The sequence below is a fragment of the Amycolatopsis orientalis DSM 40040 = KCTC 9412 genome (genome assembly GCF_000478275.1).
In the GTDB taxonomy this organism is placed as follows: Bacteria; Actinomycetota; Actinomycetes; order Mycobacteriales; family Pseudonocardiaceae; genus Amycolatopsis; species Amycolatopsis orientalis.
Genome location: NZ_ASJB01000071.1, coordinates 42,215 through 57,314, shown reverse-complemented (window position 1 = coordinate 57,314; position 15,100 = coordinate 42,215). Strand labels below are relative to the sequence as shown.

Annotated in this window: 15 protein-coding genes and 1 pseudogene; 11 read left to right on the top strand and 5 right to left on the bottom strand. The window is 69.0% G+C overall.

The window, feature by feature from the left end:
- Positions 1–6 precede the first annotated feature (6 nt).
- The gene (locus L324_RS26085) at positions 7–2,622 is read right to left on the bottom strand and encodes a putative bifunctional diguanylate cyclase/phosphodiesterase (RefSeq protein WP_037314049.1); all 2,616 of its coding nucleotides are present in this window, start codon (positions 2,620–2,622) and stop codon (positions 7–9) included.
- A 280-nt stretch (positions 2,623–2,902) separates the two neighbouring features.
- Here L324_RS26085 and L324_RS26080 point away from each other — a divergent pair, with 280 nt between their 5' ends.
- From L324_RS26080 to L324_RS26065, 4 genes are all read left to right on the top strand, one after another.
- Positions 2,903–3,841 (top strand): GNAT family N-acetyltransferase, encoded by a 939-nt coding sequence (locus tag L324_RS26080; protein WP_037314045.1) that lies wholly within the window; start codon positions 2,903–2,905, stop codon positions 3,839–3,841.
- A 36-nt stretch (positions 3,842–3,877) separates the two neighbouring features.
- Positions 3,878–4,729, top strand: coding sequence for an SAM-dependent methyltransferase (locus tag L324_RS26075; protein WP_438938465.1), 852 nt, complete (start codon positions 3,878–3,880; stop codon positions 4,727–4,729).
- 359 nt (positions 4,730–5,088) lie between these two features.
- The gene (gene lon, locus L324_RS26070) at positions 5,089–7,491 is read left to right on the top strand and encodes an endopeptidase La (RefSeq protein ID WP_037314041.1); all 2,403 of its coding nucleotides are present in this window, start codon (positions 5,089–5,091) and stop codon (positions 7,489–7,491) included.
- Positions 7,492–7,631: 140 nt separating this feature from the next.
- On the top strand, positions 7,632–8,792 hold the full coding sequence (locus L324_RS26065) for an alkaline phosphatase PhoX (RefSeq protein ID WP_037314038.1): 1,161 nt from the start codon (positions 7,632–7,634) through the stop codon (positions 8,790–8,792).
- Between the two features lie 62 nt (positions 8,793–8,854).
- Here the strand turns inward: L324_RS26065 and L324_RS26060 are convergent, their stop codons facing one another.
- A complete protein-coding gene (locus tag L324_RS26060) occupies positions 8,855–9,505 on the bottom strand; it encodes a DedA family protein (RefSeq protein WP_037314035.1) in 651 nt (216 codons plus the stop codon).
- 135 nt (positions 9,506–9,640) lie between these two features.
- On the opposite strand from L324_RS26060, the gene L324_RS26055 reads away from it, so the two are divergent.
- From L324_RS26055 to L324_RS26040, 4 genes and pseudogenes are all read left to right on the top strand, one after another.
- Entirely contained in the window at positions 9,641–10,792 is a 1,152-nt protein-coding gene (locus L324_RS26055; RefSeq protein WP_037314033.1) for a sensor histidine kinase, read from the top strand.
- On the top strand, positions 10,783–11,427 hold the full coding sequence (locus tag L324_RS26050; protein ID WP_037314031.1) for a response regulator: 645 nt from the start codon (positions 10,783–10,785) through the stop codon (positions 11,425–11,427). Before L324_RS26055 ends, L324_RS26050 begins: the two co-directional genes overlap by 10 nt.
- A 6-nt stretch (positions 11,428–11,433) precedes the next feature.
- A pseudogene (locus L324_RS26045) lies at positions 11,434–11,637 on the top strand (helix-turn-helix domain-containing protein); the annotation flags it as partial.
- Positions 11,634–12,023: a VOC family protein gene (locus L324_RS26040; protein WP_037314028.1), complete on the top strand. Its 390-nt coding sequence runs from the start codon at positions 11,634–11,636 to the stop codon at positions 12,021–12,023. The pseudogene L324_RS26045 and the gene L324_RS26040, both read left to right, overlap by 4 nt.
- 62 nt (positions 12,024–12,085) lie before the next feature.
- On the opposite strand, the gene L324_RS26035 is transcribed toward L324_RS26040, so the two are convergent.
- Together L324_RS26035 and L324_RS42860 are read right to left on the bottom strand one after the other, a co-directional pair.
- The gene (locus L324_RS26035) at positions 12,086–12,466 is read right to left on the bottom strand and encodes a VOC family protein (protein WP_037314027.1); all 381 of its coding nucleotides are present in this window, start codon (positions 12,464–12,466) and stop codon (positions 12,086–12,088) included.
- Between the two features lie 46 nt (positions 12,467–12,512).
- Complete coding sequence (locus tag L324_RS42860; RefSeq protein ID WP_161780884.1) at positions 12,513–12,656, bottom strand: hypothetical protein; 144 nt, start codon at positions 12,654–12,656, stop codon at positions 12,513–12,515.
- Between the two features lie 96 nt (positions 12,657–12,752).
- Between L324_RS42860 and L324_RS26030 the strand changes: the two genes are divergently transcribed.
- Complete coding sequence (locus L324_RS26030; protein WP_037314026.1) at positions 12,753–13,391, top strand: TetR/AcrR family transcriptional regulator; 639 nt, start codon at positions 12,753–12,755, stop codon at positions 13,389–13,391.
- Here L324_RS26030 and L324_RS26025 read toward each other — a convergent pair.
- Complete coding sequence (locus L324_RS26025) at positions 13,373–13,912, bottom strand: GNAT family N-acetyltransferase (protein ID WP_037314025.1); 540 nt, start codon at positions 13,910–13,912, stop codon at positions 13,373–13,375. The two genes, L324_RS26030 and L324_RS26025, sit on opposite strands and share 19 nt — an antisense overlap.
- A gap of 39 nt (positions 13,913–13,951) precedes the next feature.
- On the opposite strand from L324_RS26025, the gene L324_RS26020 reads away from it, so the two are divergent.
- On the top strand, positions 13,952–14,521 hold the full coding sequence (locus L324_RS26020) for a dihydrofolate reductase family protein (protein WP_037314021.1): 570 nt from the start codon (positions 13,952–13,954) through the stop codon (positions 14,519–14,521).
- 96 nt (positions 14,522–14,617) lie between these two features.
- Positions 14,618–14,995, top strand: a complete 378-nt coding sequence (locus tag L324_RS26015) for a hypothetical protein (protein ID WP_037314154.1) — start codon at positions 14,618–14,620, stop codon at positions 14,993–14,995.
- Positions 14,996–15,100: the final 105 nt, after the last annotated feature.

The window sequence follows — 15,100 nt, the reverse complement described above, 5'->3', positions numbered from 1 at the left end:
AAAACCTCAGGTCAGCAGGGTCAAGACGGTCTCGGAGTGTCGCCCCGGCGAACGCGCCGTGCGCGCCTGCAGCCACGCCTCCAGACGGTCCTCGGGCAGCGGCCGCGAGATGAGGTAGCCCTGAGCCACGTCACATCCCATCGCCTCGAGCTGATCCCGCGCGACGTCCTCCTCGACACCCTCGGCGACGACCGTGAGGCCGAGCGAGTGGCCCAGTTCGACGATGGAGCGCACGACGGCGAGGTCGCCGAGGTCGGTGCCCATGCCGAGGACGAAACTCTTGTCGATCTTGACCTGATCGACCGGCAGCTGCCGCAGGTAGGCCAGCGACGAGTAGCCGGTGCCGAAGTCGTCGACGGCCAGGACGATGCCCAGCGAGTGCAGTTCCCGCAGGATCGGCAGCGCCTTCTGCGGGTCGGACATCACGCCGGATTCGGTCAGCTCGAAGGTGAGCAGCTCGGGCGGGATGCCGAAGCGGTCCAGTTCGCGCGCGACCTTCGTCGGGAAGTCCTCGTCGGCCAGGTTCCGCACCGACAGGTTCACCGCGGCGGAGATGCGCAGGCCTTCGTCGAGCCACTTCCGCACGCGCTTCAACGACTCTTCGAGCACGAAGGACGTGAGGACGCCGATGAGGCCAGCGGCTTCGATGGCCGGGACGAACTCGTCCGGGCCGAGCCTGCCGAACTCCGGATGCACCCAGCGCACCAGCGCCTCGACGCCCTGGATCTGCCGGTTCGGCAGGGTGATCTTGGGCTGGTAATGGACGCTCAGCTGGCCTTCTTCGAGCGACTGCCGGAACTGGGTGACCATCTGGAACCGGCGCATGAAGATCTGGCCCATGCTGGCCATGTAGCCGCGGACCTCTTCGCCGCCCTTGGTCGCGCGGACGGCGACGTCGGCGCGCTGCAGGAGGCCGTCGACGTCGACCTGGTCGTCGTCGTCCGCGGAGGACGTCGCGTAGCCGATCATCGCGTTGGCCTCGACGGAAAGCCGGTCCACCGGATACGGGGCGACGAGTTCCGCGCGGAGCAGTTCCGCGGCGGCCTGAGCGCGTTCCGGCGCGCAGCCGACGAGGAGCGCCGCGAAGGACGCGCCTTCGAGCCTGGCGAGCGGGACGTCGGGTCCGAGCGCGTCGCGGATGCGGCGGCCCGCCGCGATGACCATCCGATCGGCCCACACATAGCCGAGCGCGTCGCTGACGGTGGAGAAGACGTCCAGATCGACCCGGAGTACGACGGCGTCGACCTGTTCCCGCAACGGTTCCTTGGCGACCTGGCGGAAGCCCGGCCGGTTGAGCAGACCGGTCAGCGGATCGTGATAGGCGTCGTGGCGCAGGGTCGCGAGCAGGCGCCGGTTGTCCAGCGACGTCGCGAGGTGGCTGGCCATCGTGCCCAGGAGCTGGACGTCGTACTTGCCGAAACCACGCCAGCGGGACAGCCTGTCGTGCGCTTCGACGACGCCGAGCAGCTGGTTGGCACTGCGCAGGGGAACGACCAGCGCCTCTTGCGCACCCCGGTCGAGCAACGCGGAACGGACGTCGGGATTGGCTTCGGTGATCCGGAAATGCCGGACGTGCGCGCCGGGCAGGCGCAGCAGCGGGTCGTCGGCTGCCGGGTCCACGGGCGGGAGTTCGTCGCCCGCGACGACCATGCGCATGGTGTCCTTGGGTTCCAGCCGCAGTCTGAGCACGACGCGGCCGGCCGCCAACTGGTCCTTGATGCGTTCGGCGATGGTGGCCCACTCGCGGACGTCCACCCCGCCGACGAGTTCGTCGGTCCGCCCGGCGGGCCGCGCGGCGGCCTGCTGACCGGAGCGCGCGACCATCAGGCTCACATCGGATAGCGCTTCCATGTCGCGCTGTTCACGGAGCAGGTCGGAGTACGCCCAGTACAACGCGGTGAGTCCGAGGAAGACGGCCAGCACGAGCGGCCAGGCCTTCGGGGTACCGGAAATGACCAAATAGCCGGAAAGACCGACCGAAGCGTTGACGAAGCCGACGACGAGGATGCGGCCGGTCAGCCGGATCGCGGTGCTGACGCGCATGCGGCGGCGCAGTACGCGGACGGCGGCGAGCGCGAGCAGTGTGCTGACCAGCGGCGCGGTCAAAGTGCCTGCCAGCGCGGCGATCCACGTCATGCTGTGCGCGCCGGAGGCCTGTTTCACCAGTCCTGCCACGGCGAACGCGCCGGTGATCTCCAGGAGGAAGGCGCCGGCGTTGTAGAGGACGCGGCCCGCGACCTTGCGGGCCAGCAAGGTTCCGATGCCCGCGGCGAGATGCGCGGCGAGGACGACTTCGAAGGGGGCGACGAAGAAACCGATGACCAGCGGGATCTCGGTGAACGAGATCGTCCACGAGATACCGCTGCGGACGTCGACGTTGATCCCGAGTTGTTCGGCGAGCAGGAAGGCGAGCGCGAGGATCGGCCCGATCCACAGCAGATCGTCGGAGGCCTCGAAGTCCAGCCAGAGGCTGACCGCGGCCGCGGCGGCGATGCCCATGGTGAGTACTGCGAAGGTGTAGACGCGGAATCGTCGCTCGTCGGTACGAGCCTCCGTAACGGCCCCTCCCTTGCCCGGTGCCGCCTGTGCGGCGCTCCCGGGCCTGCCGTTCGTGTCCGGCATCCGACCTTCCTTCCCGGCTGCCCAACCGGTCTTGTCCTACCGCGACCTCGGGGACGAGGGCAATACAGTACCCCGGAGGGCGTACCCAAGTCCCATTCGAGACAGTATGAGATCACCCCAGGGTTAACAATGGGCGCGTCGCGCTGACCTGCGTGGACCAAGGGGTGAAATGGGAGCGTTATTCGCGTTCCTTCCGACTACCGGAAGTCACCTGGCGCCACGGCGCGGCCAATCTCGTGAAGTTCCCCGCGGACCCGTCAGTAGGGGCTTGAATAGCCCTATGAATAGCCACGCGATCGCTGCCGGGCACGCCGAGCGGCTCGCCACTGTGGACGCTCTGCTCCCGGAAATGCCTGCACTGGAGCCTGTCGAGGGTGCCGTGTCACTCTCCGCTACAGCCGGCGACTCGGCCGCCGCCGGATTGTCGGTACGCACCGAAGCGGGCCCCGATTCTGTTGACTCTCCGTGGCGGGCCCTCGTCGAACATCGCCTCGAGGCCCGGCTCACCGGACCTCGCCCGGAAGCGGCCCTCGACGCATTACTCACCCGATGGGATGAACATCTGAAGGCGGTCGCCCCACCTGGGGATGTCGAGACGGCGGCGACCGTGGTGCGGCCCAGCCGCGATTCGCCGGGCTCGGCCGAATTGCTGCGCCGCGGATTCGCGCCGGTGCTGGTGATCGCGGTCCGCCCGGCCGACCGGCTGGCCGTGACGGGGCCGCCCGCGACGCCCGGAGTGCACATCCGGCCGGCCGAAGCGGATGATCTCGAAACCGCCGTCGGGCTCGAGCTGGAATTGCAGCGATATGACGCGCAGTTCGGATCTGTCACTTTGCGCGAAGGCGCGAAGGAAGCGATCACCGCGGATCTGTCGAAACAGCTGGGCCGGGAAAACCCGACGTTGTGGATCGCGGAGCTGTACGGGCGTCCGCTCGGGATGGTCCGGGTGCAGTTCCCCGACGAGACCTCGTGGATCGGCGACCGGGTCGCGGCCGACCGGGTCGGCTATCTGTCGTCGCTGGCGGTGGCCGAGCAGGCGCGCTCGAGCGGAGTGGGGTCCGCGCTCGCCGCGCACGCGCACCAGGTCTTCGACGAATGCGGGACGGAAGCCGTGCTGCTGCACCACGCGCTGGCCAATCCGCGCTCGACGCCGTTCTGGTACGCGCAGGGTTACCGGCCGCTCTGGACCTACTGGCAGCGACGGCCGGCGGTGTACTGATCCCGATACGCTGATCTTTCGAAGATCAGGGGGTTCATGGTGACCAGCGACGATGACACGGCACCGGTGGCGCCGACCGGGGTCGACACCGAAAAGCCGTCCGCGGCGAGGATCTACGACTGGTATCTCGGCGGGACCCACAACTGGGCGGTCGACCGCGAGTTCGCCCGCAAGCTGGAACGACAGTGGCGATGGGTCAAACCGGGGGCGCGGCACAACCGTGAGTTCATGAACCGCGTCGTGCGCGCGGCGCTGGCGGCGGGGATCCGGCAGTTCATCGATCTGGGCTCCGGCGTCCCGACCGCCGGGAACGTGCACGAGATCGTCCAGGAGGAACTGGAACCGGGCGATACGGCGAAGGTCGTGTACGTCGACTACGAGCCGGTGGCGGTGGCGCACGCGGAACTGATCCTCGAACGGCACGAGGCGACCGACTGGGCCGGGATCATCCAGGCGGACATGCGGCGGCCGAAGGACGTCCTGGGGCATCCGGAGACGCGGCGGCTGATCGATTTCGACCAGCCGGTGTGCCTGATGCTGATGGCGGTGCTGCATTTCGCCGGGCCGCACGACGATCCGCCCGCGCTGGTCGCGACCTATCGGAACGCGCTGGCGCCGGGGAGCTGGCTGGGGCTGTCGCATATGAGCTTCGGCGGCCAGACCGGCGAGGACGCCGACGGGCTCCGGTGGATGGTCGAGCAGTACCGGAAGACGAGCAACCCCGTGTGGATGCGGGACCGCGAAGAGATCGAGCCCCTCTTCGGGGACTGGCCGCTGCTGGAGCCCGGCATCGTGCACCTGCCCGACTGGCGGCCCGTCCGCGAACTCCGGCGGGACGAGGAAGGTGCCCGCCCGTTCGCCTGGTGCGGTGTCGCCACCCACCCCTGACGTCCTACCTCTGCCGCGCCCGCGTCGCCTTTCGCGGGCTAACTGCGCCGCGTTGGGACGCAGACGTCGGAGGAGCGGGGCACCTGGCGGCCCCTGGAGCCCTCTTCGGGGTGCTCTGTGCCCAAGGGCACCTGCGGGTCGGGGTGCTCCGTGTCCGGGGGCACCTGCGGGCGCGCTCGGCGACTCCGCAGCCCTCCGATCTCTGCCCCCGTCGCGTCGCCTTTCGCGGGCTAACTGCGCCGCGTTGGGGCGCAGACGTCGGAGGGGTGAGTGATCGCTGACGGCGAACGCGGAAAGGAAACAAACGGGTCGACCGGAGAGTTGAGCTAGGCAGACTCAACTAACCGAGGAGTGCACAGATGACCGACAACCGCCTCCTGCCCGTCCTCCCGCTCGATGACGACGTCGTGCTGCCGGGCATGATCGTCCCGCTCGACCTCGCCGACACGGAGACGCGGGCCGCGGTGGAGTCCGCCCAGGCCAACACGCCTGCCCAGGCTTCCTTCCCGGGGATCCGCTCCAGCGCCACGGCCAAGGCCGAGGTGCTGATCGTCCCCCGCGTCCACGGCGAGTACGCCGAACTCGGCACCATCGCGACCGTCGAGCGCATCGGCCGCGTCCCCGGCGGCAAGACCGCCGTGCTGCTGCGCGGCACCCGCCGCGCCGCGGTCGGCCGCATCGCCGACGGCCCCGGCGCCGCGCGCTGGGTCCACGCCGAGGTCGCCGCCGAGACCACCGACGACAACTCCGCGAAGCTCGCTTCCGAGTACAAGAGCGTCGTCATCGCGATCCTCCAGCAGCGCGGCGGCTGGCAGATGATCGACGCCGTCCAGGAGGTCGAGGATCCGTCCGCGCTCGCCGACCTCGCGGGCAACTCGTCGTACCTGAACACCGAGCAGAAGCTCGAACTGCTCTCCACGCTCGATGTTTCGACCAGGCTCGAAAAGGCGCTCGAATGGAGCCGCGAGCAGCTGGCCGAACTCGAGGTCACCGACACCATCCGCAAGGACGTCCAGGAGGGTATGGAGAAGCAGCAGAAGGAGTTCCTGCTGCGCCGCCAGCTCGAAGCGATCCGCAAGGAGCTGGGCGAACTCGACGGCACCGCCAACGACGACGACTACCGCGCCAGGGTCGAGGCCGCCGAACTGCCGGATGCCGTCAAGAAGGCGGCACTGTCCGAAGTGGACAAACTGGAGCGGACGTCGGACCAGTCCCCCGAGGGCGGCTGGATCCGCACCTGGCTGGACACCGTCCTCGAACTGCCGTGGAACGAGCGCACCACCGACGTCCACGACATCGCCGCCGCGCGGGAAATCCTCGACGCCGACCACGCCGGTCTCGACGACGTGAAGGAACGCATCATCGAGTACCTGGCCGTGCGCAAGCGCCGCGCGGAGTCCGGTCTCGGCCCGGTCGGCGGCCGCCGTTCGGGTGCGGTGCTCGCGCTCGCCGGTCCTCCCGGGGTCGGCAAGACCTCGCTCGGCGAGTCCGTGGCGAAGGCGATGGGCCGCAAGTTCGTCCGCGTCGCGCTCGGCGGCATCCGGGACGAGGCCGAGATCCGCGGGCACCGCCGCACCTACGTCGGCGCGCTGCCCGGCCGGATCGTCCGCGCCATCAAGGAAGCGGGCTCGATGAACCCGGTCGTGCTGCTCGACGAGATCGACAAGGTCGGCGCCGACTACCGCGGCGACCCGACGGCCGCGCTGCTGGAGGTGCTGGACCCGGAGCAGAACCACACGTTCCGCGACCACTACCTGGAGGTCGAACTCGACCTGTCCGACGTCGTGTTCCTCGCGACGGCGAACGCGCTCGAAACCATCCCCGGCCCGCTGCTGGACCGGATGGAGCTGGTCACCCTCGACGGCTACACCGAGCACGAGAAGGTCACCATCGCCCGCGACCACCTGCTCCCCCGCGAGCTGGACCGCGCCGGGCTCGGCAAGGACGATGTCGTGCTGACCGACGGCGCGTTCAGCCGCATCGCCGCCGAGTACACGCGGGAAGCCGGGGTGCGCAACGCGAACCGGACCATCGCGAAGGTGCTGCGGAAGGTGGCGACCAAGGTCGCGCTGGACGAAGTCGAGCTGCCGCTGACCATCGACGCCGACGGGCTCGAAACCTACCTCGGCCGCCCGAGGCACCTGCCGGAGTCGTCGCTGCCCGCGTCGACCCAGCGCACGTCGACCCCGGGGGTGGCGACCGGGCTGGCGGTGACCGGCGCCGGTGGTGACGTCCTCTACATCGAGGCGTCGCTGGCGGATCCGGAGTCCGGCGCGACCGGACTGCAGCTGACCGGCCAGCTGGGCGAGGTGATGAAGGAGTCGGTGCAGATCGCGCTGTCGTACCTGCGTTCGCACGGCGCCGAACTGGAACTGCCGGTCGGTGACCTGAAGGAACGCGGCATCCACGTCCACGTCCCGGCGGGCGCGGTGCCCAAGGACGGGCCGAGCGCGGGGATCACGATGACGACCGCGTTGGCGTCGCTGCTTTCGGGTCGGGTCGTGAAGTCGGACGTCGCGATGACCGGTGAGGTGTCGCTGACCGGGCGCGTGCTGCCGATCGGCGGGGTCAAGCAGAAGCTGCTGGCCGCGCACCGGGCCGGGATGAAGACGGTGATCATCCCGCAGCGCAACGAGCCGGATCTCGACGACGTCCCGGCCGAAGTGCTGGCACAGCTGGACGTCCACGCCGTGGCGAACGTCCGCGACGTGCTGGACCTCGCGCTGACCCCGGCGTCCACCCCGGTCGCCCAGGCGGCGTAACGCATCCTGCTTCGGCGGCGGACCGGCTCGCGGTCCGCCGCCGAAGTATGTCGGGAATTCACCTACCGGCCCCCTTTCACCCGTAACCTCCGATCCGCTCCTTCCCGCACCACCACATCAGCGGTTTCTTGGAGGCACGAGTGAAGCGACGGAATTTCCTGCGCGCGGCCGTGGTCGGCGCCGGTGTCACGGCGTTCGGCAACAGGCTTTCGGGGGCGGCGCTGGCGGCGCCCGCGCAGAACGGACCCAGCCCGTACGGCGCGCTCCAGGCGGCCGACGCGAACGGGATCCAGCTGCCCGCGGGATTCACCAGCCGCGTCATCGCGCGCTCCGGCCGTCAGGTCGCGAGCACCGGCTACACCTGGCACAGCGCGCCCGACGGCGGCGCGGTGTTCGCCGACGGCAGCGGCTGGATCTACGTGTCGAACTCGGAGATCACCCCCGGCGGCGGTGCCAGCGCGGTCAAATTCGACGCGAGCGGGAACATCACCGGCGCCCACCGCATCCTGGCGAATACGCGCCAGAACTGCGCCGGCGGCAAAACCCCTTGGAACACTTGGCTTTCCTGTGAGGAGATCGACCTCGGCTTCGTCTATGAATGCCAGCCGGGCGGGCCCGCCACGGCCGCGGTCCAGCGGCCCGCGATGGGGAGGTTCAAGCACGAAGCCGCCGCGGCCGACCCGGTGCGCAAGGTCGTCTACCTGACCGAGGACGTCACGGACGGCTGCTTCTACCGGTTCATCCCGACGACCTGGGGCGACCTCTCCGCCGGGACGCTCCAGGTGCTGAAGGCCGGCACGGCGACGTCCGGCAGCTTCACCTGGGCGAACGTGCCCGACCCCGACGGCTCGCCCACCGCCACGCGCAACCAGGTGTCCGGTGCGAAGCGGTTCACCGGTGGCGAGGGTCTGCATTACGCCAACGACACCGCCTGGTTCACCACCAAGGGTGACAACCGGGTCTGGCAGCTCAACCTGACGAACAGCACCTACGAACTGGCCTACGACGACTCGCTGGTCAGCCCGGGTTCGGCGCCGCTGACCGGGGTCGACAACGTCACCGGCACCTCGTCGGGCGACCTGTTCGTCGCCGAGGACGGCGGCAACATGGAGATCTGCATCATCACGCCGGACGACATCGTGGCGCCGTTCCTACGGATCACCGGCCAGAGCTCGTCGGAGATCTGCGGTCCCGCGTTCACCCCGGCGGGCGACCGGCTGTACTTCTCGTCGCAGCGCGGGACTTCCGGGTCCTCCTCGGGTGGGATCACCTACGAGGTCACCGGTCCTTTCCGCTCCTGATCCCGCGTGAAGGCCCCCTTCCCTCGGTTGAGCCGAGGGAAGGGGACCTTCACGCGCGTTCGTCAGGCGTCGGTGCGCGACTTCTCGCGAAGCCGGGTGACGACGAAGAGCGCGAGCGCCACCACGACGGCCGCGATCACGAAGTACTGGAAGAACCCGGCGTACTCCTCCACGAGGTGCCAGCTCTCCCCCAGCCCGTACCCGGCCAGCACGAACACCGTGTTCCAGATCAGGCTGCCCAGTGTCGTCAGGGTCAGGAAACGCCAGAACGGCATCCGCTCGATCCCGGCGGGCAGGGAGATGAGACTGCGGAAGATCGGCACCATCCGGCCGAAGAACACCGCCTTGGCGCCGTGCTTCTGGAACCAGGCTTCGGTCTTGTCGAAGTCGGACGTCTTGACCAGCGGGATCTTCGCCATCCAGCGGCGCGTGCGGTCACGGCCGAGCAGCAGGCCGAGGTAGTACACGATGATCGCGCCGGCGACCGAGCCGAAGGTCGTCCACACCAGGGCTTCCACCAGGCTGAACGTGCCCTGGCTGGCGGAGAACCCGGCGAGCGGCAGCACCAGTTCGCTGGGGATCGGCGGGAACAGGTTGTCCAGTCCGACGATGATCGCCGCCCCCGGCCCACCCAGTGCGTCCATCAGCGAGACTGCCCAGCCGGCGAGGCCGCTCATCGGTTCGTTGGCGGCTTCGGCGAGGAGGAGGTTCATGGCGGCCTTTCATGGTCGTCTGCAGGTGCCAACGAACGTACGAATCGCCCGGGTTCCGCACCCTGTGGTGAAGCGGCACAGATCACTGAGGAAAACCGCAATCCCGATCTTCGGGTACCCCGCTAACCTGGCGTTATGCCTGTTCCAGCCGCTACGCGCCGCCATCTGCGCAAGCTGCTCCGCGGCACGCTGGGCCTGGCGATCGGCGCCACGACAGCGTTCGCCGAGTTCTTCTACGTCCTCTTCGGCGGCATCGCGCTCGCGATCCCCGCACTGCGCCGACCCGTCTTCGAGGGCGCCCGCGCACTGTCCGAAGTGGAGCGTCGGCGGCTGGAGAAGTACTTCGGCGCCGAGAACGCGACGGACCACACCGGACGCCGTGCGATGGCTTATCTCGTCCCGCGCTGTTTCGTGGGATTGCTCGGCGCCGGGATCTTCATCCTGACCCTGCTGGGCGCCGCCTCCGGCGTGATCGTGATCCACCAGCTGCTCAACGGCGAGTCGCCCGGCGGCGGGGCACCCGCGGACTGGTACGACTTCGTCACCACCACACTGTTCGGCGCGTTGCTCGTTTTTCTTGCCGTGCAAGGACTCGTCGGCATCGCCACCTTGGATCGCAAGCTGGCCCGGCACTTTCTCGGCCCCAGCAAGAAGGAGCAGTTGCGCCGCCGGGTTTCCGAGCTGGCCACCAGCCGCGCCGAGGTGGTCGAAGCGGTCAACGACGAACGCCGCCGGATCGAGCGGGATCTGCACGACGGCGTCCAGCAGCGGCTCGTGGCGCTCGGCATGCTGCTCGGCCGGGCCCGGCGCTCCGCCGATCCGGACCACGCGTCGGAGCTGCTGCGGCAGGCGCACGAGGAGTCCCAGCGCGCCCTGAACGATCTGCGCGAGGTCTCGTGGCGGGTGTACCCGATCGCGTTGGACACCGACGGGCTGCATCCCGCGCTGGAAGCACTCGCGGAACGTTCGGGCGTGCCGGTCCATCTGCGGGTCGACCTGCCCGAACGGCCGGCGGCGGCCATCGAGACCGTCGTCTACTTCGTCGCCTCCGAAGCGGTCACCAATACGATCAAGCACGCCGCGGCGACGCGGATCGACATCGAGGCCGAGCGGGACGGGGACAGCGTGCGGGTGCGGATCACCGATGACGGCACCGGCGGGGCGAGGGAGTCCGGCGGCGGCCTCTCCGGCCTCGCGCGGCGGGTCGCGGCGGCGGACGGGGAGTTCACAGTGGACAGTCCGCCCGGCGGGCCGACCGTCGTGACGGCGGTGCTGCCGTGCGGGTGATCCTTGCCGAGGACTCGACCTTGCTGCGGGAAGGCCTGGTCCGGCTGTTGGTCGAGGAGGGGCATGACGTCGTGGCGTCGGTCGGCGACGGCGAGGCGCTCGTCTCGACGACCGCCGCGTACCGGCCCGACGTGGTTGTCACTGACGTCCGCATGCCGCCGACCCACACCGACGAGGGCCTGCGCGCGGCCCTCGAAATCCGGAACCGCTGGCCGGAGATCGGCGTCCTGGTGCTGTCGCAGTACGTCGAAAAGCGCTACGCCGCCGAGCTGATCACCGGCGACGGTGAACGCGTGGGCTATCTCCTGAAGGACAGGGTCGCCCAGGTGGGCGAATTCCTGGACGCGCTCGACCGGGTCGCCGCGGGCGGGGCGGCGTTCGATCCGGAGGTGGTGCGGCGGCTGCTCGCGCGGACCACGCACACCGATCCGCTCGCGAAGCTGACCGCCCGCGAGCGGGAAGTGCTGGAGAAGATGGCGCAGGGCCACACGAACGCCGGGATCGCCGAGTCGCTGTACGTGTCGCAGAGCGCCGTCGAGAAGCACGTGAACGCGATCTTCGACAAGCTCGGCCTGGCCAACACCGCCGGTTACAGCCGCCGTGTCCTGGCGATCCTGCGTTATCTGGGCTCCTGACCCCCGTTCGAGATCTGCGGACGGCTGACCATGAAGCACGGGCTGGCCTCGTCGCGCCAGGCCATTTCGCAGCATCTCGCGATGCTCGAACAGGCGGGCCTGGTGCGCACCCGGCGGCAGGGCCGCTACAAGTTCCACCACATCGACACGAGCCCGCTGCGCTCGATCGCCGAGCGGTGGCCCCTCGACCGAGAGGAACCGAATCCATGATCCGCGTCAACCTCACCAGCGTCTTCGTCGACGATCAGGCCAAGGCGCTCGCCTTCTACACCGAGAAACTGGGGTTCCGCAAAAAGAACGACGTGCCCACCGGCGACGCCCGATGGCTCACCGTGGTCTCCCCCGCCGATCCGGACGGCGTCGAACTGCTCCTGGAGCCGGACGGCCACCCGGCGGCGGGCCCGTTCAAGAAGGCACTGGTCAGCGACGGCATCCCGTTCACGCAGTTCGCCGTCGACGACGTGTACGCCGAGGTCGAGCGACTCAAGGGATTGGGCGTCGAGTTCACCCAGGACGCCGTCGACATGGGCCCCGTCGTCACTGCCGTGTTCGACGACACCTGCGGCAACCTGATCCAGCTCGCCGCGATGAAGTAGGCGCACGGCGCGAAAAACGGGGCTTGGTCCACAGTGGACCAAGCCCCGTTTCGATGTTTCCCCTACTGCTGCGGCCATTCCACGAGTTCCACGCAGACCCCGTTCGGGTCGGTGACCATGAAGAGGCGTTCACCCCACGGTTCTTCCCGCAGCGGCAACGTGATCTCGACCCCCTCGTCGCGCAGGCGCTTCTCCTCGGCTTCGAGGTCCTCGACCGTGAAGGCCACGATCACACCGGACGCGCGCTGCTGCCGCAGGTTCTCCGGCAGGACCTCGATCCCCGCCTGGAGCAGCACGATGGACAGTTTCGCGGTTTCGTGCCCGAGGGAGACGAAACCCTCCGCGGCCATCTGCTCGGTGAAGCCGAAGTGCTCGGTGAAGAAGCGACTGGAGGCGGCGACGTCGTCGACGGTCAGCGAGACGGTGGAAGCAAGGACGTTCATGGACGAATCCCTTCGTTCGGCACTGGTTTCGAGAGGAGCTGATCGGTCAGTACGACCGGCGGCGCGGAACGCCGATCGAGCGGCGCACGGGCGTCGAGCGGCCGGGGAACGGCTGCTGATGACGGCGGTCGTTCCGCCGGGCCTGGGCGCGGTTGGTGCCTTCATTGCCTTGGGGGATTCGAGCGGTCAAGGAGCCTCTTCTCTCGCAGTCGGTAGTACGGACGTAAGTTTACATCCGGCGCATCATAAGTCAAGGATATTTTTGCGTCGGTGGTAAAGTTCGCTCATGACCAGTGCGGATGTGGGCTTACGGGAGCTCAAGAAGCAGGAGACGCGGCAGCTGATCTCCGACCACGCGACGGCCCTCTTCATCGAGAAGGGCTTTGAGGAGACGACGATCGCCGAGATCGCCGCGGCGGCGAGGGTCGCGAAGAAGACCGTCACCAACTACTTCGCACGCAAAGAGGATCTGGCGCTCGACCAGCACGAAGAGTTCACGAACGGGCTGGCGAACGCGGTCGCCGCCAGGCGGGCCGGTGAGTCGGCGCTCGCCGCGCTACGGCGTACCTTCCTGGACGCGGTGGCGGCGCACTCGCCCGTGATCGGCTTCACCGGCCCCGCCTTCGCGAAGATGGTGTTGGAAAGCCCGACGCTGACCGCGCGGCTGCGGGAGCTGCACGATCTGCGCGAGGCGGCGCTCGCCGATCTCCTCGCGACCGAGACCGGCGCGGCCGCGGACGACGTCACCCCGGTCATGGCGGCCGCCGAACTCAACGCGATCGACCGCGTCCTCTTCCGCGAGGTCCTGCGGCGATCGCACGCCGGCGAGAACGACGACGAGATCGCCGACGCACTCGCGAAAGCGGCCAAACGGGCTTTCGAGCTGCTGGAACCCGCTTTCGGCGGCTACGCGATCCGGGAGTAGAGGAGCATGTCCCGCGCGGCCCCGCCGATCTCGTGGTGGGCGGGCAGCAGTCCGGCGTCCCGATAGCCCGCCTTCTCGGCCGCGCGAATCGAGCCGCGGTTCCACGGTTCGATGTACAGCTCGATCCGCTCCACGCCCGGCACCGTCCAGGCGAACTCGGTGATCGCCATGAGCGCGTCGGAGGCGAAACCGCGGCGCCGATGCTCGGGCGAGACCGAATAGCCCACGATCCCGATTCCCTCGGACAGCTTCCGCAGCCAGAGCCCGATGGTGCCCACCCCGGTTCCCCGCACGTCGATCACGAACGGGAACCCCCGGCCTTCCGCGTGGCGGCTCTGCTGGCGCCGCACCCAGTCTTCGGCTTCTCGCCGGGTCGGCTTCGCGGGAAGGCTGCCGATGAGCGGCACATACGGGTCTTCGCCGAGTTCGAGCGCCAGGCGGACGTCGGCTTCGGTGAATTCACGGAGGACGACGGCTCCGTGTGCCGGTGGCGTGCCCGGCCAGGGCGGGGGCTCGGTCATCGGCCCATTCTTGTCGGACCCCGGCGCTACCGTCGCAGGATGCGAAAGCTGATCGTCACGGAGAACAGCACCATCGACGGCGTCATCGAGCTGGCGGGCGGCTGGTTCAGCCCTGGTGACACCGATCCGGACGTCGACATGTCGGACGTCCTGGCCGCACTCGAACAGCAGCGAAACGCGGCGGACGCGCTGCTGCTCGGGCGCGTCAGCTTCGAGGACATGCGCGGCTACTGGCCGAAACGGGCAGACGACACGACAGGTATTTCGGCTTATCTCGACTCAGTGAGCAAGTACGTGGTCTCCAGCACCCTGACCGAGCCGGAATGGGAGAACACGACAGTCCTTTCCGGCGGTCTGCGCACGGAGATCGAGGCGCTGAAGGCGGCGGACGGCAAGGACATCGTGACGACGGGCAGCATCTCGCTGGTGCGGTCCCTCATCGCCGAGGGGCTCGTCGACGAGTACCGGCTGTTCGTCTACCCCGTGGTGGCCGGGGAAGGCCGCCGGCTGTTCGACGGCGCGACCGGCGTGCCGAAGCTGCGGCTGGTGGAGGAGCGGGCGTTCACTTCGGGCATCGTGCTGCTGCGCTACCGGGCCACGGCCGGCTGACACCCGGTCGCCGCTTCACCGGGTCGGGTTCACCGGCAGGTCGGTAGGGTCGTCGTACTCCGGCGTAGCGACCGGAGTACGACGGAGGTGGCGATCATGGTCGACGCGTCGAAGTTCACGGCCGAGGTGTTCGCCCGCGCGGCCGCGCGGCCCGACGCGCCACCGCGGTTGAGCAGAGCGGCGGACTGCGTCCTGGAGGGCAAGTTCAGCTGGGCGGAAGTCGCCGCCGGAACCTGCGCGCATCCGCTCGCGCAGGCGCTGTTCACGCCGAAGGCCCAGGAAAAGTTGTGGCCGCTGCTGGCCGAGGTCGCCGCGGACGTCGAGCCCGCGCCCGCCGAACCCAAGAAGCGCACCCGCCCGTCCGCGGCGCCTCCGGCGGACGACGAGGACTTCAGCCAGCACACCTACCTCGAAGACCTGGCCGAACCGAGCAGGCATCCGGCGTGGCCGTCGAGGCCGGATCACGGCCGGTGAGCCTCCCGCGTTTGCGGATGCGATTGATTCTTCCCCACCTGGTGACTCGGGAAACCGACGAGCTTCGTCTAGCGTCTGCTGTTCGACCGGCCTAAGTGACATGGA